The sequence below is a fragment of the Selenomonas dianae genome (genome assembly GCF_030644225.1).
GTDB lineage: Bacteria > Bacillota > Negativicutes > Selenomonadales > Selenomonadaceae > Centipeda > Centipeda dianae.
Window position 1 is genome coordinate 2072155 of the sequence record NZ_CP128650.1, and the last position, 20131, is coordinate 2092285.

Sequence of the window (20131 nt, forward strand, 5' to 3'; positions counted from 1 at the left end):
CGCACCTCAATTCGTAAAGAGATCAACCTGCCGCCCCGCCGCGCGGCGCACGTCGAACACGCCGAGGAGTTCGGCGACCGCCTGTGTCGGCGAGATGCCGCCTGTGAGGATTGCATTCTTCACCTCGGGCATCCGTCCGCGCACGACGGCATCGTCGAAGAACAGGTTGTGCAGGTGCTCGTCGATCATGCTGTTCATCCAGTCGAGCAGCTGACTGTCACGCCGCTTCTTCCACACGCCGCTCTCCGTTGTCACATCGCGGAAGATGCGAATGACCTCCCAGAGTTCGGCAAGCCCCGTCTTCTCGACGGCGGAGGCGAGGTAGGCGTGCGTCTCCCAGCCCGGCGTCGCGGGACGGATGAACTCGATCATGCGCTCGTACTGCCCGCGCGCAACCTTTGCCTTGAGCAGGTTGTCGCCGTCCGCCTTGTTAATGACGATCGCATCGGCAAGCTCCATGATGCCCTTCTTGATGCCCTGCAGTTCATCGCCCGCACCCGTTAGCACGACGAGCAGGAAGAAGTCAACCATCGAGCGCACGGTCGTCTCGGACTGTCCGACGCCGACCGTCTCGATGATGATGACATCGTAGCCCGCCGCCTCGCAGAGCAGCATCGTTTCGCGGCTCTTGCGTGCAACGCCGCCGAGCGTGCCGCCGGCGGGCGAGGGACGGATGAATGCCTCGGGGCGGCGTGAGAGCGTGCCCATGCGCGTCTTGTCGCCGAGGATCGAGCCCTTTGTCACGGAACTGGTCGGATCGACGGTGAGGACGGCGACACGGTGTCCCGCATCGCAGAGCATATTGCCGAACGCCTCGATCATCGTGGACTTGCCCGCGCCCGGAACACCCGTGATGCCGATGCGCAGGGCGTTGCCCGTACGCGGCAGCAGGCGTTGGAGTACGCGCTGTGCGAGCTTGAAGTGCTTGCTGCTGTTGCTTTCAATCAGCGTGATTGCACGCGAGAGCGTCATGCGGTCGCCGCGCTCCACACCCGTCACATAGTCGTCCTCATTCATGACGAGTTTGCGGCGCGGCATTCCCGTGCCTTTTAAGAGTTTCGGATTGATATTGCCGACGGTCAGATCCTTGATGCCCTCGATCCCGCCCATGACACTGGTCGTAAATTTGCAGTCGGCATCCTCGGGTACCCAGTCGGGTCGTTCAACGGTATATTTTTCGCTCATAATTCCTCCTTTCGTGATATGGCAAAACGCCGCCCTCAAAAACGAGGGCGGCGCCGCAGGGGAGCACGGATGAATTGAATCCGCTCAGATTGGTGTAGATTTTTTGTCCTGTCAAGGAGACAAACCGGACGCATAGTGGTCTATGCAGAGGATTTGGCGACGATGGCAGGGCGAAAAAGATGCACTTAGATGAGTGGATGATTTCGTCCGTGTTCCCCTATATCATCCTGCGGCTTCTTCCTTCGCCCGCTCAATGAGGAGTGTCAGGAGCTTGATGCCCGCCTCAGGGATGTTCGTGCCCGGTGCGAAGATCGCGACCGCGCCGTGCTCGTAGAGGTTGTCATAGTCCTGCACGGGGATGACGCCGCCGATGCAGACCATGATGTCGTCACGTCCGAGCTTCTTCAGCTCATCGACGAGCTGCGGCAGGAGTGTGTTGTGTCCCGCCGCCAGTGAACTGAACCCGACCATGTGTACGTCGTTGTCGACGGCATCCTGCGCCGTCTCGGCAGGGGTCTGGAAGAGCGGTCCCACGTCGACGTCCCAGCCCATGTCGGCGAAGGAGGACGCGATGACCTTCTGTCCGCGGTCGTGTCCGTCCTGTCCCATCTTCGCGACGAAGATACGCGGACGGCGACCCGTCAGTTCCTCGAACTCGTCCGCCATCTCGCGGGCGCGTTCGAGCTCGGTCTTGTCCGTGAACTCGGAGGAGTAGACGCCCGAAATCGTGTGAATGACCGCCTGGAAGCGTCCCGAGACCTTTTCCACCGCATCGGAGATCTCGCCGAGCGAGGCGCGTACGCGTGCCGCATCGACCGCCGCTTCGAGCAGGTTGCCGTTGTCGCGGCTCTCCGCCGCCTTGGTAATCCCTTCGAGGCAGCGGCGCACATCGTCCGCATTGCGCTCTGCACGCAGCTTTTCGAGGCGTTCCACCTGCGCCTGACGCACCGCCGTGTTGTCGATGGCGAGGATCTGCAGGGGATCTTCCTTTTCGAGACGGTACTTGTTCACGCCGACGATGCTCTCGATGCCGGAGTCGATCTGCGCCTGACGGCGTGCCGCCGCCTCCTCGATGCGCATTTTCGGCAGTCCCGTCGAGATCGCCTTTGCCATGCCGCCGAGTGCCTCGACCTCCTGGATGTGCGCCCACGCGCGGCGGATGATCTCGTTCGTGAGCGCCTCAACGTAGTACGAGCCGCCCCACGGGTCGATGATCTTGCACACGCTCGTCTCATCCTGGATGTAGAGCTGCGTGTTACGTGCGATGCGTGCAGAGAAGTCCGTCGGGAGCGCGATCGCCTCGTCGAGTGCGTTCGTGTGGAGGGACTGCGTGTGGCCGAGCGCCGCGCCCATCGCCTCCATCGCCGTGCGGGCGATGTTGTTAAACGGATCCTGCGCCGTCAGCGACCAACCCGAGGTCTGACTGTGCGTACGGAGCGCCATCGACTTGTCGTTCTTCGCGCCGAAGGATTTGACAATCTTCGCCCACAGGACACGCGCCGCACGCATCTTTGCAATCTCCATGAAGTAGTTCTTGCCGATTGCCCAGAAGAACGAGAGACGCTTTGCAAAGTCGTCGACGGCGAGCCCCGCCTTGATGCCCGTACGGATGTACTCAAGACCGTCCGCGAGCGTGTAGCCCAGCTCGATGTCCGCAGGTGCGCCCGCCTCCTGCATATGGTAGCCGGAGATGGAGATGCTGTTGAACTTCGGCATATACTTCGTCGTGTACTCGAAGATGTCGCCGATGATGCGCATGGACATCTCCGGCGGGTAGATGTACGTGTTACGAACCATGAACTCCTTCAGGATGTCGTTCTGGATCGTCCCCGCCATGATCTTCTTGTCAACGCCCTGCTCCTCGCCCGATACGATGAAGAAGGCGAGGATCGGCAGAACGGCGCCGTTCATCGTCATGGAGACGGACATCTGATCGAGCGGGATGCCCGAAAACAGGATGTTCATGTCCAGCATGGAGCAGACGGAAACGCCCGCCTTGCCCACGTCGCCGACGACGCGCGGGTTGTCTGCATCATAGCCGCGATGGGTCGGGAGGTCGAACGCGATGGAAAGACCTTTCTGCCCTGCGGCGAGGTTGCGACGATAGAATGCGTTCGACTCCTCTGCCGTCGAGAAGCCTGCGTACTGGCGCACCGTCCACGGACGGAACACGTACATCGTGGAGTACGGGCCTCTGAGGCACGGCGGGATGCCGCTCGCAAAGTCGAGGTGGTTCATGTGCGCGTATACATCGTGATCATAGAACGGTTTCACGGGCACACGCTCCATCGTCTTGTGCGTGAGCGCCTCAAACGTCCGCCCCGTCGCCCCCTCGAAGAGGGCGCGCCACTCCTTGGAGTCTGCGGACGGGCTTTCGCCGAGGCTCATCCCCGTGAAATCCGGGTTCGTAAAGCCTGCCATTACGCAATCATCCCTTTCTTTTTCTGAAGGCTCTCAAGCACCTCATAGCAGTTCGCACGGACGGAGATGTATTCGTCAATGCCCGCTTCCTTGTACGTTTCAAGCAGATCTTTCGGCGCAGCGCCCGCGAGGAACACGCGCGCATTCGGCAGTACCTCGTGGAGCTTCGGCGCGAGTGCGGGGACGATCTCGGGGTAGGTCGCATCCGTGGAGCAGATGACGACCGCATCCGCACCGCTCGCACGTGCCGCATCCGCCGCCTCCTCGACGGTCTTGAACCCGTCGTTCGTCAGCACCTCGAACGCACCGACCTGCAAAAAGCCCGTGGTAAAGTCCGCGCGCGCCTTGTGCTGCGGGATCGGACCCATGTTCGCGAGGAAGATCTTCACGTTGTCGTTCTTCTCCGCCTTGTAGTCCTCCGTGCGCCTTCGGAGCGTTTCGAACCGCTCGCTCCAACGGTGCGGCGCAATCGCAGCGATCTGCTCCGCGCCCTTCCCTTCCGTGACCGCCGCCATGAGCTCTGCAATCGTCGCTCCCGCAAGCGCCGCCTCGATGCCATGGTCAAGGGTGCCGTCCGCCTTGAATGCCGCAAGCGCCTCATCGCGATGCACCGTGTCGATGTCCGAGAGATACGCCTCGATGTCTTTCGTGCGCTGTTCCTTGAGCGCCGCCGTGTCCTCAGGACGCGGGTCGAGCAGGGTCTCCGTCATGTTCGGGTACATATTGTTGCCGACAATGCGATCCTTGCGCAGATCCGCACTCTTAAAGCGGCTCTCAAGCACCTTGGCGATGCCCTCCTGCACGAAGCCGCTGCGCAGTGCCGCGACGATGCCGCCCTGCTTCTCGATCTCTTGGAACTGCGCCCAGATTTTTTCCTTCATCTGGCGCGTCAGCGTCTCGACCGCCCACGAGCCGCCCGCGGGGTCGATGGGCTGGAGGAGGCCGAACTCCTCTTGGAGCATGATCTGGATGTTGCGTGCGATGCGGCGCGAGAACTCGTCCCCCTTGCGGATCGGCTCGTCGAACGGCGCACTCTCGAACGAGTCGATACCGCCCACGACGCCCGAGAAGATCTCCGTCGTATTGCGGAGCATATTGACATACGGATCGTAGATGGTCTTGAAGAAGAGCGCGGGGCGTGCGTGGATGTGCATCTTCTGCGATTCGGCGCTGCCGCCGAACGCCTTTACAATCTGCGCCCAGATCGGACGCACAGCGCGGAGCTTTGCGATCTGCAGGAAGAAGTTCGCGCCCATGGAGAAGCCGAACGCGATCTGCGCCGCCGCCTCGTCAATCGTCAGCCCGCGCTCGCACAGTGCGCGCAGATACGCCGCCGCCGTCGCCAGACACGCAGCGACCTCCTGCACATCGTTTGCGCCGCCGCTGCTGTAGACATCGCTGCGGACGAACACCGTCCTGACGCGCGGCGCATGTGCCGTCGCCCAACGTGCCGCCGCCGCGAGGCTGTCATAGTGGGCATCGAGGGAGGCGGGGAGCTTCCCGTCCGTCACGAATGCGCCGATGGGATCCGCGCCGATGATGCCATGCAGCTTCCCCACATCCTCGCCCGCCGCGCGACGCGCCGCCGCAACGAGGGAGAGCAGGGGGACGGCATTCGCGCCCGCATAGATATAGAGCGGGAATTTCGCAAGATCAAGTCCCGCGAGCATGGTGTGCATATCCTCGACCGTCGTGACACTCGTACCGAGGTCGCCGACCTTCTCCGCCTGACGCGCGTCAATCCCCGCACGTGAAGCGGAGTCAAGTACGATGTGGTAGATCGTCGAGCCCTTGTCGTTCTCGTGGCGCAGGAGCTCATTGTTCTCCGACGGCAGCGTCTCATCGCACGCCTGCGCGATGCCCCACGGCCGCCCGATGTAGCCTGCCGCGTCCACGCCGCGCAGGTAGTCTCCCATGCCGGGCATCACACTCTTCGGCAGGATCTCCTCCGTGTGTTTCCGCGTATACATCGGGTCGAAGGTGATGCCCTCGTAGGTCTTTGTGAACATCTTCTTCTCAAACGGTGCGCCCTTGAGGAGTGCCTCGCACGCGGCTTTCCACTCCTCGTCTGTGGGCGGCGTGAATTCATCGAGCGGAACGTCGGGGAAATCCTCAATGTCCGCCGATTTCTTCAGAAGTTTCTGAAGTTCCTCGTCACTCGACCGTTCTTTTTCTTCCGGCATAGTACGTCCTCCTTTAATTTATTGCGGGAAGGCTCTGTCCGTTCAATGGATGAACAGACTAAGAAAAAAGCAATTCTGGCATATTGCGCGGAATTGCATTCCTTGAAAAAAAATCGCCCTGAGCTTCCACCCTCAGAGCGTAGCTTCCATATAGGAAGCAAAACGAGAACTGAAAAGATGAGCAATGTTTCCCCAAGGAGCGCATACTCCTTCATCCCGGGGAAATCTCTGGGTATGGGATTCTTTTCACATACACACAGATCTCCTCAGGATCGTTCCACGCACCACCGGAATGTATGCAAAGAAAAAGCCCATTCCACGGTGTGCAGAACGGGCTTTTTCGGTATCGTTACTCAGTTCCCCATTTGGTTCGGTCTATGATGCCAAACTCTCTCTTGAGGCGAACGAATCCGCAAAATCTCCATCCCCATCACTCGCAGGTCAATCGGTGATTGTCAATCAAGCAGGTCTCCTGGCTCCAGTTCATCGCTCATCCACACCTTCCCGGAGATTTCCCCCCAGTGACTGCTGACGCAAGGTCAGCGCGTGGACTCGCTCCCTGTTACAGTGGCGTGACCGCTCCGGCTTATGAAGTCCATAACTCCCATACCGGATTCCCTATGAAGCAATCGAGGCTCTGTCAAACAAAACCTCTGCACTTGATCCAATACATATTTAGTTTTTATGGTACGATAGAATAGTACCACTAAAGACTTCCTTTGTCAACAAAAAAAGAATCACTGCGTGAATTATCTCACAGTGATTCCTTTTATGCATAAATTCAATTAGTCGATGACATAGACCTCGACGCTGCGACGGCCGAACTCAATCGCCTCGCCGTAGCCGGGGATGTAGAGGCGCGAGCCGAGCGGAATGATGTCGGGATCGACCGCGACGACGCCGCGGCGGGCGACCATGCCCGTCGCCGTGACACCGCTGCCGCCGCCGTCCCCCGGAAGGTACGCCGATGCGTACATCGTGTATGCCGCACGGTAGCGCGGAATGCCGCGGCTCACGCGATCCGCCTCGCGCTCACGCGCACGGCGCTGTTCGGCTGCCTGCTCGTTCTCCGTCAGTTCGATCACAAGATCCGCCGTGACGGGGGTATCCATGGACGGTGTTACGTCCACCTCATGCGGGTTATAGCCGTACTCCGCTATGACATCGCCGACGGTGCGCCCGCTCGTCATAACCTGCTGCGTGTCATCCCAGAACGAGATGCTCACGGGAACGGCACGGCGCACAGAAATCTCGGTATGGCGTTCCCCCTCGTTGTGAAACACCTCGTAGGTGTCCTTCGCACCGAGCTGTACGCCAAGCTTCTCAAAAATATCATCGGGTCTCGTCTGCACCGTCATGTCGGTGATGGTCTTGCCGTCCACGTGCACGCTCACGCGCTGCATATTCTTCGGCAATCCGTTCATCGTGAATCCGCTGGAAAAAAGCATCATCCCCGCCAACGTAGCGCAGAACAAGGTGTTTTTCTTTGTCTGAATCAGCTGTCCCAGTTTCTTCCACTGCATAGAACTCCCCCTTTGCTGATGGCATTTTCCCACTTTACGCTGAATTTTTCATGAAAAATGGGATTCAGAATATTTTCAGCCCGTGTTTTCACACCTTTCCCGCCACTGAGAAGGATATTCGTCCCACACAAAAGCCCTGCACGCAGAGAATTTCTCCACGCACAGGGCGATGATATACGATAGAACAAGAAAATCGTTGGAATGCTGTTTCAAAGAGCTAGGGAAGCACCGATAAATTCAGCCGTGCCATCTTGGCGTATCTTTTTCGCCCTCTCATTGTCGACAAATCCTCCACATAGCCCTTGCTATGAGTCCGGTTTGTCTCCTTGACAGGGCAAAAAATCTGCACCAATCTGACAGACTTCATTTTATCAGCGATTCCCTAGGTACATCGGGCTTGCGCCGTGCGTCATCCCACACCCAGCTTCGGATACAGCCGCCGCGCGTTCTCCGTTGTGTACGTCGCGACCTCCTCCACACTCTCTTCGCGCAGCTCTGCGATCTTTGCCGCAACAAAGGCGACATAGGCGGGCTCGTTGCGCTTGCCGCGCCTCGGTACGGGCGCGAGGTAGGGGCTGTCCGTTTCGATGAGCAAACGCTCACGCGGCGCTTCGCGCACGATGTCGGGCAGCTTTGCCGCATTCTTGAACGTAAGGGGTCCGTCGATGCCGATATAGTACCCCATCTTCCACAGCGCACGCGCCATCTCAAGACTGCCCGAGTAGCAGTGGAGCACGCCCGTAACCCCCTGCCCCTCCGTCCTCAGTATCGCAAGTGTATCGCCGTGCGCCTCGCGGTCGTGGATGCAGACGGGCAGTCCCGCCGCACGTGCAATGTCCAGCTGCGTGACGAACATCTCCCGTTGCACGGCACGCACCTGCGGATCTTTCTCCCAGTAGTAGTCGAGCCCGATCTCACCGATCGCGACCACCTTCGGATGATTCGCCCACGCAAGAAGTTGTGCGCGCTCCGCATCCGTCAGCACGCACGCGCTCTCGGGATGCACGCCAACGGCGGCATAGAGTGCGGGATACTGCTCCGCATCCGCAACGACCTGTGCCGATGCCGCCATCGTGTCCCCCATGCTGATAATCTGCGCGACCCCCGCCTCGGCGGCGCGTGCAATCACCTCCACGCGATCCTCGTCGAATTTCTCATCGCAGAGGTGGGCGTGGGTGTCGATGAATACCGCGCTCATACTTCGATGCGCGGAAAAAGCTGCTCCGCTGTGCCGACCGTATGCCCGTCCTCCGTGCCGCCCCACACGGCATCGGAGAGCTGCACGCTGTCAAAGTCCGACGCAAAGCCCAGCTGCTCGTGGATGCGACGTGCGGTCACGGGCAGGAACGGCGAGATCAGGATGCTCGTCACGCGCAGCGATTCGATGAGATGATAGAGCACGGCGTCAAGCGCCGCCGCCCGCGCTTCGTCCTTTGCGAGCGTCCACGGCGCTGTTTCATCAATGTATTTATTGGTGCGCGAGATCAGTGCCCACGCCGTCTTAATCGCAGCAGACAGCTCCATCTGCTCCATCTGCGCCGTATAGGTCTTGACGGTCTCCTGTGCCATTTCCTCAAGCGCCGCATCGAAGTCCGTGCGCCCCGCGCCCTTCCGGACAACGCCCTTCCGATATTTCTTTGCCATCGAAAGGGTTCTGTGCAGCAGATTGCCGAGATCGTTCGCCAGATCGGCGTTGATGCGCCCGATGAGCGTGTCGCGGGAGATGTTGCCGTCCTGCCCGAGCGTGATCTCGCGCAGCAGGAAGTAGCGCACGGCATCCGCACCGAACTCCTCGATGAGTGCAATCGGATCGACCACGTTGCCGACGGACTTCGACATCTTTGCGCCGTCCACGATGAGCCAACCGTGCCCGTAGACCTTTTTCGGAAGATCCAGCCCGAGTGCCATCAGCATACAGCCCCAGATGATCGTGTGAAAACGCACGATCTCCTTGCCGACAAGGTGTACGTCCGCCGGCCAGTAGTGGTTGAATTTCGCCTTGTCGTCCATGTAGCCGATCGGCGTAAGGTAGTTCGTGAGCGCGTCGAACCAGACGTAGACGACGTGCTTCGGGTCGAACGGCACGGGGATGCCCCAGTCGAACGAGGTGCGCGAGACGCACAGATCCTCAAGCCCCTGCTCGATGAACGCAATCATCTCGTTGCGGCGCGAGGCGGGCTGAATAAAGTCGGGGTGCTCCTTGATGTAGGCAAGCAGACGATCCGCATACTTGCTCATGCGGAAGAAGTACGCCTCCTCCGCAACCTCCTGCACGGGGCGATGGCAGTCGGGGCAGCAGCCGTTTTCATCGAGCTGCAGCTTCGTCCAGTAGCTCTCACACGGCGTACAGTACAGCCCCTTGTACGCGCCCTTGTAGATGTCGCCCTGATCGTAGATTTTTTGGAAAATATGCTGTACGAGTTCGTGATGACGCTCCTCCGACGTGCGGATGAAGTCGTCGTAGGAGATGCCGAGCAGCCGCCACAGCTCCTGAAAGCCCGCAACAATGCGGTCAACGTACTGAAGGGGCGTCACGCCCTCCTTCTCCGCCGCCTGCTGAATCTTCTGCCCATGCTCATCCGAGCCGGTCAGAAAGAACACATCGTAGCCCGCAAGCCGCTTGAACCGCGCGATCGTGTCCGCGACCGTCGTGCAGTATGCGTGTCCGATGTGCAGCTTCGCGCTCGGGTAGTAGATGGGTGTCGTGATGTAAAATGGTGTCTTTTCGCTCATAAATCATGCCTCGTTTCGATTTGATGTATTATTTGATGTATTATATAGTAGCACACGCGCGGCGCGCTTTCAATATCGCACCTGAACCCCTATCCATAACAGCTACAAGTCCTCTCCGGACACGAGCCGCACATTCTCCCGTGCCGCAGCCTCCCGCAAACGCTCGGTAAAGCCGTAGAAGGAAAAGATCATATAGTGATAGTTCCCGGGATATTTCTTTTGCGGAAATTTGTCCTGCAACTGTCGAAGTACGTCAAGATCGGCGGGTGCACGACGAAATTTACATTCCGCGAGTAAAAAGTTCTGCTCCGTGCGATCTGCGGCAACAATGTCGATCTCCTCCGACACGGTACGCCTTTTCCCATCTGCGGTGTGCGTGACCTTCTCCCACCATCGACCGATCTTGACAAAGTGAAATGGCAGCGTCCCCGCCTGATTGCACGCACGCAGATGCTCCACACAGATCTTCTCAAAGGCACGCGCGACATACGAATGCAGCTGCGGCGCAATGAGATGCTGCCACACACCGCGCACATCGCCCGCCTCAAGCTCCGAGTGGCTGCCGTAGAGGAACGCGTACCAAAATCGGAAATACGCATCCGTCAGCTGATACAGTCCCCGCCCGCTGCCCGTGCGTTCCTTCACAGTGGAGAGCACAGAAAACTCGCGCTCGATGATGCCAATCTCCATGAGGTTCTTCAGATAAACGCTGATCTTCGTTTTCTCGATCTGCGTCTTGCTGTGGATGAGTGCCAATGTGTTGTTGCCGAGTGCCACCGCCTCAATGATGGCATTGTAGACACTCGTTTCGCGCAGCTCCTGTCGAAGCAGAAACTCCACCTCGCTGTAGAGCACGCAGCCCTTTTGCAGGATGTTCTTGCAGATATTTTCTTCGAGAGTTTTCTCGGGTTGAAACTGAATCAAATAGTAGGGAATACCGCCGAGAATCGCATAGACTGCGACCTGATCCTCCACACTGTACTGCGGAAAAAACTCCCGTACGCTGACAAAGGGCAGCGGCAGCAGCTTGTAGATGCCCGTCGCCCGCCCATACAGCGGATTCCGCTCGGCAAGCAGCTCGTTCTCGATAAAGCTCATCGCACTGCCGCAGAGAATGAGCATGACGTTTGCACGCGAGAGCTCATGATCCCAAAGATTTTGCAGGATGGACGGCAGTTCGGGATGGCTTGCGCACATATAGGGGAACTCGTCGATGATGAGAAGTTTCTTCCCCTCGGATGGAACCTCCTGTATGCTCCTGAGTGCCGTCTCCCAATCCGAAAACGAGGTCAGAAACCGCGCCGCAGGGAGACCTGTCTGCAAGATGCGCTTTGAAAAGCGGGCAAGCTGCTCCTGATCGGTACACTCCGTACAGGCGTAGAACACAGCAGCCTTATCCCGCGCGAACTGCTGCAGAAGCTCCGTTTTTCCAATGCGCCGCCGTCCATAAAGGACGATAAGTTCAGCGCGCGGAGAGTCGTAGCACTCTTGTAGAAATTCAAGTTCGCAGGTGCGCCCAATAAACACAGCATCACCATCTTTCTAATCGTGATTATAATAATCGTGATTAGAAAATTATACAACAACAGCGAAAAAATCGCAAGGCTCACGCGTCCCCGGGGCTACGTCAAATGTTGCGGACATGCGTGCTCCACGCAAACACTTAGTTGCGCAAGCGTTCGTGTGCTTGTACGCTCAAATACCGCCGGACTTCTTAAACGCGCTACGCTTGAACGAAAGAAGTCCAGCGGGGCGTACCGCCCCCTTTTCCCGCTTGCTCCACTATGGTTTGCTTAGGAGCATCGCTGTTCGCATTCTGCCGTAACACTTATCAGAGAACCACGTCCCCCGCCAAGAGTGCCTGATACACATCCCGCCGCGCGATGCCGAGTTCCTGGGCGGTGCGGCGCATGGCTTCCTTCTTGTCCAAACCTTTGGCGATGTGTGCCGCATAACGCTCCGTGAGAGACATCTCCTCCGCCGCATCCGCAGCAGGAGCATTCTCGTCCGCGCCCGCAACGATGAGGACGAACTCGCCGCGCGGTTCGTGCTCCCGATAGTGCGCGAGGAGTTCGCCGAGGGTCGTGCGGCGAAACTCCTCGAACTTCTTCGTCAGTTCCCGCGCGGCACACGCACGCCGCTGTGCGCCGAGCCCCGCCGCGAGCGCGGCAAGCGTCTCACGCAGACGGTGCGGTGCCTCGTAGAAGATGAGTGTCTCGGGGTAAGCGGCGATGCGGGCGAGCAGTTCGCGCCGCTTCTTCTCCTTGCGCGGGAGGAATCCGACGAAGGTAAAGCCATCGAGCGGCAGTCCCGCGCAGATGAGTGCGGAGAGTGCAGCGTTCGCGCCCGGCAGAGGGGTGACGGGGATGCCCGCTGCGATGGCTCGCCGTGCGAGGTCGCCGCCGGGATCGGCAATGCCCGGCAGCCCCGCGTCGCTGACGCAGACGATGTCTTCCCCTGCACGGAGGCGTTCGATCAGCTCCGCGCCCTTTTCCTCCTTGTTGTGCTCGTGGTAGCTCGTCATGGGCGTGTGGATGTCGTAGTGCGCGAGGAGTCCGCGCGTGTGCCGCGTGTCCTCGGCGGCGATCACATCCGCCGTGCGCAGCATCTCGACGGCGCGATAGGTGATGTCCGCGAGGTTGCCGATGGGGGTCGCACACAGATAGAGCCGTCCCGTCTGTTCCATGTCATTCCTCCGTTCATTTTCTCCCATTGTGGAGCACGAATGAAGCATTGTCAAGCGAGGCTTATAAAAAACGCTAACGACTAAAAGTTCGATTATATTTCCCGTTTCGATCTTTTCATTTCCTCCATGTTCGTATATAGTAAGAACATAATATTAGAATGCAAACGAGGTGGATTTTATGGATGAAAAGAAAACACGCGTCCTCATTGTGGAGGACGAGGTACGCATTGCACGTTTCCTCCAGATGGAGCTGGAGCACGAGGGCTTTGAGGCGGAGACGGAGGGCAACGGCACGCGTGCGTACGAGCGCATCATTCAGGAGAACTTCGACATTGTGCTGCTCGACGTGATGCTGCCCGGCATGGACGGCATCGAGATCTGCCGCCGTGTCCGTACGGTCTCGAACGTGCCCATCATCATGCTGACGGCACGCGACGCGGTCGAGGATCGCGTGGAGGGGCTTGACACCGGCGCGGACGACTACATCACGAAGCCGTTCGCCGTGCCCGAGCTGCTCGCACGTATCCGCAACGCACTGCGCCGCCGCGACATTTCGACGGAGGATGCCTCCGACCGTCTCACGGTGAAGAACCTCATCATGTTCCTCTCGCGCTACGAGGTGCAGGTGGACGGCGAGACCGTCGCCCTCACAAAGCGCGAATACGACCTGCTCGAATACCTCCTGCGCAACAAGCGCACGGTATTGACACGCGATCAGATTTTGCAGGAGGTATGGGGGTTCGACTACACGGGCGAGACGAACGTGGTCGATGTCTATATCCGTTACCTGCGCGCCAAGCTGGATGACCGCTTCAACAAGAAGTACATCTACACGGTGCGGGGCGTCGGGTATGTTGTCCGCGACTAGGACACGCTTTGGCCGTTGGATCGACCGGTATTTCTACGTCCGCATCTCCACGAAGATCACGCTCATGTACGCAGCCATCCTCTTTTTCGTCCTCATCATATCGACGGCGATTCTGGGGATGGGCGCGTACATCTATTTCTACCGACAGGCGGAGGTGGATCTCGACCGCAGCATTCACCATGTGATGAGCAACATCGAGAGCGGAAATGCGGCGGAGGCAAAGTTCTGGTTCGAGGGACCTGTCATCCCCGGTGTCATCGTGCGGATCACAGATGAGACCGGGCGCGTTGTGCTCGACACGGATGCCCATTTCCCCTCCATCGAAACGATTGAGGCGGCGCGTGTGCCGACACCGATCTGGGCAAATCCCGAGATGGAGGTCTCGGACTTCCGCAACGGGGCGGTCTATCACGCGCGGCGCACAGTTTCGTTCGGCGGACTGTCCTATCAGATCCATTTTTTTCGCACAATTACGACGGAAAAGGATTTTTTCAATGCCCTCCAACGGCTTCTCTTCTACACCGTCGCCATCTGCTTCGTCCTCGCGCTCGCGGCGGCGCATTTCATCAGTGTACGCATCCTGAAACCCATCCGCGAGATCACATGGACGGCACGCAGCATCGAGGTGGAACGCCTCGGCAAACGCCTCGACGTACCGCACGCACGCGACGAGCTCTCGGAGCTGGCGCAGACGTTCAACCGGATGCTCGACCGCCTGCAGGAGGGCTTCCTGCAGCAACAGCGTTTTGTCTCGGATGCCTCGCATGAGCTGCGCACGCCGCTCACGGTCATCCTCGGCTACTCGGATATGCTCTCACGCTGGGGGCGCGAGGACAGGAACACACTCGACGAGGGCATCACCGCCATCCGCTCGGAGGCGGAGAATATGCAGCAGCTCATCGAAAAGCTGCTCTTCCTCGCGCGTGCCGACCAAAAGCGGCAGGCAGTCAACAAGGAGGAGGTCGACTTCGCCGCGCTGCTCGCCGATACGATGGAGAAGATGCAGACCGTCACGACCTCGCACGAGGTCGCCCTCGGCACGAACGATCCCGCCCTCGTCAACGGCGACCCCGTACTCCTGCGGCAGCTGCTGCGCGTATTCCTGGAGAACAGTCTCAAGTATACGCCGGAGGGCGGTCACATCCGCGTTTCCTCCGTGGAGACGGCGGACGGCAGCAGGGTCATGGTAACCATCGCCGACGACGGCATCGGCATCGCGCCCGAGCATCAGCCGCGCATCTTCGATCGGTTCTACCGCGTCGACTCCTCACGCACGAAGGAGACGGGCGGCTCCGGACTCGGACTCTCCATCGCACGCTGGATCGCCGATCGGCATGACATCAGGATCTCGCTTCAGAGTGCCGTGAACAAAGGGACGACCATCACCCTCATGATCCCAACCATACACGAATGAACAAGAAAAGGCGTTGTCTGTGCGGTACACAGACAGCGCCTTTTGTGATACAATGGAAAAAAAGAAAAAGAAAGGCGGATTGCTATGAAAATCCTCATCACCGGAGCAACAGGACAGTTGGGGTACGACTGCGTGGAGGAGTGCAAAGCGCGCGGGCACGAGGTACACGGTGTTTCCTCAAAGCTCTTCCCGCTGTCCGACGAGAACGTCATGCGTGCCGTCCTTGAGGCGACGGAGCCCGACGCCATCCTCCACGCGGCTGCATACACCGCAGTGGACAAGGCGGAGGACGAGCCGAGTCTCTGCCACAAGGTCAATGCGGCGGGCACGGAGATCCTTGCACGGCTCGCCCGCGAGCGGGATGCAAAGCTCCTCTACGTCAGCACGGACTACGTTTTCCCCGGCACGGGCGACACCCCGCACGAAACGAACGCGCTCACTGCTCCGCACAACGTCTACGGTGCGTCGAAACTCGCGGGTGAGGAGGCGGTACAGCAGCACCTCGACAAATACTTCATCGTGCGCACCTCGTGGGTCTTCGGTGCGCATGGCAAAAACTTCGTAAAGACCATGCTTGAACTCGCGGGAACCCACAAGAGCCTCTCCATCGTCGCCGATCAGATCGGCTCGCCCACCTATACGCGCGACCTCGCCCCGCTGCTCGTGGATATGCTCGAATCGGAGAAGTACGGCATCTATCACGCAACGAACGAGGGGTACTGCTCGTGGGCAAAATTCGCCGCCGAGATCTTCCGTCAGGCGGGCTTGGATGTGAACGTCACCTCCGTCCCCTCGCATATGTACCCGACGAAGGCGACGCGCCCGAAGAACTCGCGCCTGAGCAAAAAATCCCTCGACGAGGCGGGCTTTCCCCGGCTGCCGGCGTGGGAGGATGCGGTTGGGCGGTTCTTGGAGGAGCTGAGAGAAGCAAGGGCATAGAGGAAACGTTATCCCTCTCGCCGTATTGTATACCCTAACAGACCCGTGACAAATATGCCTCATTCTGCTATAATGAGGCATATTTTTTCTGCTCAAAGGAGGAATTTTCTTGTTCACCAACATCAGCCGCAAGTACCGCGAAACGGCACTCATCAAGCTCATCGCGGTCGGACTCATCATCGGCATCCTCATCGCGCTCTATGCACCCGCGCTCATCCCCCTTGTCGCCGTGCTCGGCGATGTCTTCGTCCGCGCCCTGAAGGGCGTCGCGCCGATCCTCGTCTTTGTCCTTGTCATGAACGCCATGGCGCAGCGCACCGTCGGCGCGGGCGCGGCACTGAAGCCCATCGTCCGGCTCTACGTCATCGCGACCTTCCTCGCCTCCGTCGTCGCCGTCGGCTTCTCCTTCGCCTTCCCCTCGACGCTCCATCTCGTCGTAGCGGATGCGACCGTCGCGCCGCCGAGCGGCATCGTCGAGGTCGTACACAACCTCATCATGAACGTTGTTGACAACCCGCTCCACGCCATCGCAAATGCGAACTACATCGGCATCCTCGCATGGAGCATCCTCGCGGGAATCGCCCTCCAGAAGGCAAGCCCGACGACGAAGAACACCGTGCGCGACTTTGCCGTCGTCATGACGCAGATCGTGCTCTGGGTCATCCGTTTTGCCCCGTTCGGCATCATGGGGCTCGTGGCGGATGCGGTCGGCACGAGCGGCGTGGATGCCCTCGTCAGCTATCTTCAGCTCCTCGCCGTCCTACTCGGCGCATTCTTCTCCGTCGCCCTCATCATGAATCCCATCATCGTCTGGGCGCACATCCGCCGCAACCCGTACCCGCTCGTCCTTACGACCCTGCGTGAGAGCGGCATCTACGCATTCTTTACACGCAGCTCTGCGGCAAACATCCCCGTCAACCTCCAGCTCTGCAAACGGCTCGGCCTCAACCCCGAGGTCTACTCCATCTCCATCCCGCTCGGCGCGACCATCAACATGAGCGGCGCGGCGATCACGATTGCGATTCTCTCGCTCGCGGCGGCACATACACTCGGTGTCAATGTCGATCTGCCGACGGCGCTGCTCCTGTGCCTCATCGCTACGGTCGGCGCGTGCGGCGCATCGGGCGTTGCGGGCGGATCGCTCCTCCTCATCCCCGTCGCCTGCTCCTCGTTCGGCATCAGCAACGACATCGCCATGCAGGTCGTCGGCGTCGGCTTTATCATCGGCGTGCTGCAGGACTCCTGCGAGACCGCGCTCAACAGCTCCTCTGACGCGCTCTTTACCGCAACGGCGGAATTCGCCGAGCGGGCAAAGGCAGGGACGCTCACCGCAGAGGATATGACGCCGAAGGACTGAACGGCTCATACAAGGGAGCACGCGCATCAACTTCATCTGTAAACAGACACAAAAACACGGTATGGACGTGATTTTCACATTCATACCGTGTTTTCATGTGTAAGGATTCGGATCATTCCCCGGCTTACAGCCAAGTTGCAAAAACAGATGCGGCAACAAAACAAGCAAGACCAATGCCGACTTCAATCCAAAGCATATGTTGATTCACGGGTTTACTGCTGATCATACGTTGAACAAAACCGATCAAAATGGCAATGCTGCCCACCGTCCCAAAGTTGAATACGAGCATTCTGAACACAGTGCCGGCGCCCGTACTGTCCCTTACCAGTCCCACATTGATATTGATCAAACTGAACAGGGCGACAAATATCGTAAGCAGGACAAGAACATTCGCATAGATGCCCTTTTCGATGTTTTTCAATTCATCTTTTTGCGACTCGAATTTCTGCATGGTCTTTTGATATGCGCCGCGATATTCCGCCATACCGCTGAAATTCAGTTCGTTATTGAACGTCCCCTCATAGGGCTTGTCAACACTGCCATCCACCTTTATGAAATAAATGGCAGCATATTGTTCCCCTTTTGAAAACTTAATCGTATCGGTCGATACATTTGAGATGCGAAAAAAAACGCGCGTTTTATGTCCCGGATAGTATATTGGTGCGTCCAAGCGCAAGCCCTGTCTGATTTTCGAATTTCGTGCATTGATGATTGCAGCCATATCCGAGGGCAAATCAATTTGCTCCTCACAAGAAACGAATACCGATTCCCCGGGGTTTAAGCTGATTCCGGACTGCGTGATGATCTCCCCGTCTTTTGTCGTATGGAATTCTTTCGACGACAGATCATACGAGATCGGACCGACACGTTCTTCCGAAAACGGAGAAATAAGTTGTTCGCCTGCCGCTTTTATGTTTCTGTCCGCTACAAACATGACGATGCCTCCAACAATACACCTCTGTATTCATTGTACCACCGGCGTCAAGATGGGCTGTGCTTCCCTTAAGCCAAACAAAAAGAAGCGGCAATCGCTTCGTTCTGCGGTTGCCACTTCTTTTTTTATGGATGAACTCAGGTCTTGAACTTTGCCGCCGCAACGTTCAGATCGTGCGCCATGTCCGAGAGTCCGCGGCTGCTCGCTGCGATCTCCTCCATGCCCGCCGCCTGCTGCTCCGTCGCCGCAGAAACGTTCTGCGATTCTGCCGCGACCTTCGAGGCGGCATCGTGAATCTTGCCTGTCGCATCGTCGATCTTCGCCGCACGCGCGGTCAGATCGTCCATCGTCGATCCGATGTTGGCAGAGTACTGTTGGAGACGGTCGATCATCGCGCGGATCTCCGAGAACTCCTCGCCCGTCGCCGTAACGTTCTCGCGTCCCTTCTCCGCCTCTTCGCGACCTCTCTCCATAGCAGCGACCGCCTGCTCCGTCTCCTCCTGAATGGTACGGATGAGATCGCCGATCTGCTTGGAGGCGTTCTGCGACTCCTCGGCGAGTTTTCTGACCTCCTCAGCGACGACAGCGAAACCGTGCCCGTGCTCCCCCGCACGCGCCGCCTCGATCGCTGCGTTGAGTGCGAGCAGGTTCGTCTGCCCCGAGATGCCGGAGATGACCTCGACGATGTTGCCGATCTCCTTCGAGCGCTCGCCGAGCTTCGCCACGACATTCGAGGAGGAAATGACCGTATCCGCGATGGTATTCATCTGATCGACAGTCGCCACAACGAGCTTGTTGCCCTCCTCCGCCTTCTGTGATGTCTGCGCGATGTCTGTACCGACGTTCTCGATGGTCTTTGTGACATCCGTCAGGCCACGTGTAAAGGCATGCACCTGATGCTTTGCCTCCGCAACGGAGTCCATCTGGGTCTGTGCCGCCTCGGCGACCTCCGTGATGGACTGCGCGACGTTCTGCGTCGCCAGTGCCGACTGCTCGGACGTGCTCGTGAGCGTCCCCGAGGAGTCGGAGACCGTCTCCGCCGTCTTCTGGATGGTCTTGGTCATGCCGCGGATGTTCTCAAGCATCTTGTTCGTCTGGTCTGCCATCTGCCCGAACTCATCGCCCGAGTCCGTCGGCAGATGGACGCTGAGATCGCCCTGCGCCACCTTGCGCAGGGAACCGAGCATCATGTCCACCGAGGTGGAGATGGCGCGCAGGAGGATGAACCCGCTGATACAAGCCAGGAGGATGGCGGCGACGGCGACGACGACCGTGGTCATGATGACGCGATTATATACGGTATCGCTCTCCGCATTTGCCTCCTGCGCCCCCTTGATGGAGCGTGCCTGATCCTCCATCACCAGCTTGGTGAAGGCGCGATAGGCATCCCGCGTCGGCCCCTGTGCATAGGAAAGAATCGCATTCTGATCGCCCGCAGCCATCAGAGGCTCGATCTCCTTGCCCGTATCGAGATATGCCTGCCATGCCTTGCGCTCGTTCTCCAAGATCGCACGATCCTTCTGCTCCGACTCTGCCGAGACGTAGCTGATGGAGGAGAGTGATTTCTCATAGTTTGCAAAGGCATCGTCCACTGCCTTTTTCGCCTCCGCGAGATCGTTCTCCGCCTTCTCGCGCGCAGCGGGGTCCTTCGTCAGTGCCCGCATCACCGCACGCCGCCGTACGATGTTCGCCCTGTCCGAGAGATCTGATGCCGCCCCGAGTGTAATCGTCCAGTCCATCACATCCTTCGTCGATGCGTTGAGCGCCCTTGCCGACTGGATCGCATACACGCCAAACCCCAAAAAGATCGCGATGAGTATTGCAAAACTCAAAATGATTTTTTTCGATACGGTGAGCCCGTTCATTTTTTCCTCCCTTTCCGAAAACC

At 58.8% G+C, this 20131-nt stretch carries 15 protein-coding genes and 1 riboswitch; of the genes, 4 read left to right on the forward strand and 11 right to left on the reverse strand.

Translation table 11 applies throughout. The annotated features are described in order from the left end of the window. Positions 1-6 precede the first annotated feature (6 nt). The 9 genes from meaB to rsmI all read right to left on the reverse strand — a co-directional run bounded on the left by meaB (position 7) and on the right by rsmI (position 12731). Positions 7-1185: a methylmalonyl Co-A mutase-associated GTPase MeaB gene (meaB, locus tag QU667_RS10120; protein WP_304987052.1), complete on the reverse strand. Its 1179-nt coding sequence runs from the start codon at positions 1183-1185 to the stop codon at positions 7-9. Positions 1186-1407: 222 nt separating this feature from the next. After that, entirely contained in the window at positions 1408-3606 is a 2199-nt protein-coding gene (scpA, locus tag QU667_RS10125; protein ID WP_304987053.1) for a methylmalonyl-CoA mutase, read from the reverse strand. Continuing rightward, positions 3606-5789, reverse strand: a complete 2184-nt coding sequence (locus QU667_RS10130; RefSeq protein ID WP_304987054.1) for a methylmalonyl-CoA mutase family protein — start codon at positions 5787-5789, stop codon at positions 3606-3608. The genes scpA and QU667_RS10130 overlap by 1 nt, the downstream gene beginning before the upstream one ends. A gap of 445 nt (positions 5790-6234) precedes the next feature. After that, positions 6235-6467: riboswitch (cobalamin riboswitch) on the reverse strand. A gap of 107 nt (positions 6468-6574) precedes the next feature. Continuing rightward, positions 6575-7312 carry a ubiquitin-like domain-containing protein gene (locus tag QU667_RS10135; protein WP_304987055.1) on the reverse strand — a complete coding sequence of 246 codons (738 nt, stop codon included), beginning with the start codon at positions 7310-7312 and terminating at the stop codon, positions 6575-6577. A 217-nt stretch (positions 7313-7529) separates the two neighbouring features. Further along, positions 7530-7679 carry a secretion protein HlyD gene (locus QU667_RS10140; protein ID WP_071985981.1) on the reverse strand — a complete coding sequence of 50 codons (150 nt, stop codon included), beginning with the start codon at positions 7677-7679 and terminating at the stop codon, positions 7530-7532. Between the two features lie 42 nt (positions 7680-7721). Continuing rightward, positions 7722-8510: a TatD family hydrolase gene (locus tag QU667_RS10145; protein WP_304987056.1), complete on the reverse strand. Its 789-nt coding sequence runs from the start codon at positions 8508-8510 to the stop codon at positions 7722-7724. Further along, positions 8507-10045, reverse strand: coding sequence for a methionine--tRNA ligase (gene metG, locus QU667_RS10150; RefSeq protein ID WP_304987057.1), 1539 nt, complete (start codon positions 10043-10045; stop codon positions 8507-8509). Before metG ends, QU667_RS10145 begins: the two co-directional genes overlap by 4 nt. Positions 10046-10147: 102 nt before the next feature. Beyond that, entirely contained in the window at positions 10148-11572 is a 1425-nt protein-coding gene (locus QU667_RS10155; RefSeq protein ID WP_304987058.1) for an ATP-binding protein, read from the reverse strand. A 304-nt stretch (positions 11573-11876) separates the two neighbouring features. Next, the gene (gene rsmI, locus QU667_RS10160; RefSeq protein WP_304987060.1) at positions 11877-12731 is read right to left on the reverse strand and encodes a 16S rRNA (cytidine(1402)-2'-O)-methyltransferase; all 855 of its coding nucleotides are present in this window, start codon (positions 12729-12731) and stop codon (positions 11877-11879) included. A 178-nt stretch (positions 12732-12909) separates the two neighbouring features. On the opposite strand from rsmI, the gene QU667_RS10165 reads away from it, so the two are divergent. From QU667_RS10165 to sstT, 4 genes are all read left to right on the forward strand, one after another. Next, positions 12910-13599: a response regulator transcription factor gene (locus QU667_RS10165; protein ID WP_304987061.1), complete on the forward strand. Its 690-nt coding sequence runs from the start codon at positions 12910-12912 to the stop codon at positions 13597-13599. Further along, positions 13583-15013, forward strand: a complete 1431-nt coding sequence (locus QU667_RS10170; protein WP_304987062.1) for a sensor histidine kinase — start codon at positions 13583-13585, stop codon at positions 15011-15013. The genes QU667_RS10165 and QU667_RS10170 overlap by 17 nt, the downstream gene beginning before the upstream one ends. A gap of 84 nt (positions 15014-15097) precedes the next feature. After that, positions 15098-15952 (forward strand): dTDP-4-dehydrorhamnose reductase, encoded by an 855-nt coding sequence (gene rfbD, locus QU667_RS10175; RefSeq protein ID WP_304987063.1) that lies wholly within the window; start codon positions 15098-15100, stop codon positions 15950-15952. A 109-nt stretch (positions 15953-16061) separates the two neighbouring features. Next, the gene (gene sstT / locus QU667_RS10180) at positions 16062-17309 is read left to right on the forward strand and encodes a serine/threonine transporter SstT (RefSeq protein ID WP_304987064.1); all 1248 of its coding nucleotides are present in this window, start codon (positions 16062-16064) and stop codon (positions 17307-17309) included. A 124-nt stretch (positions 17310-17433) separates the two neighbouring features. Here the strand turns inward: sstT and QU667_RS10185 are convergent, their stop codons facing one another. Next, positions 17434-18243 (reverse strand): dCTP deaminase domain-containing protein, encoded by an 810-nt coding sequence (locus QU667_RS10185; RefSeq protein ID WP_304987065.1) that lies wholly within the window; start codon positions 18241-18243, stop codon positions 17434-17436. Positions 18244-18380: 137 nt separating this feature from the next. Next, a complete protein-coding gene (locus QU667_RS10190) occupies positions 18381-20075 on the reverse strand; it encodes a methyl-accepting chemotaxis protein (protein WP_304987066.1) in 1695 nt (564 codons plus the stop codon). Positions 20076-20131 lie beyond the last annotated feature (56 nt).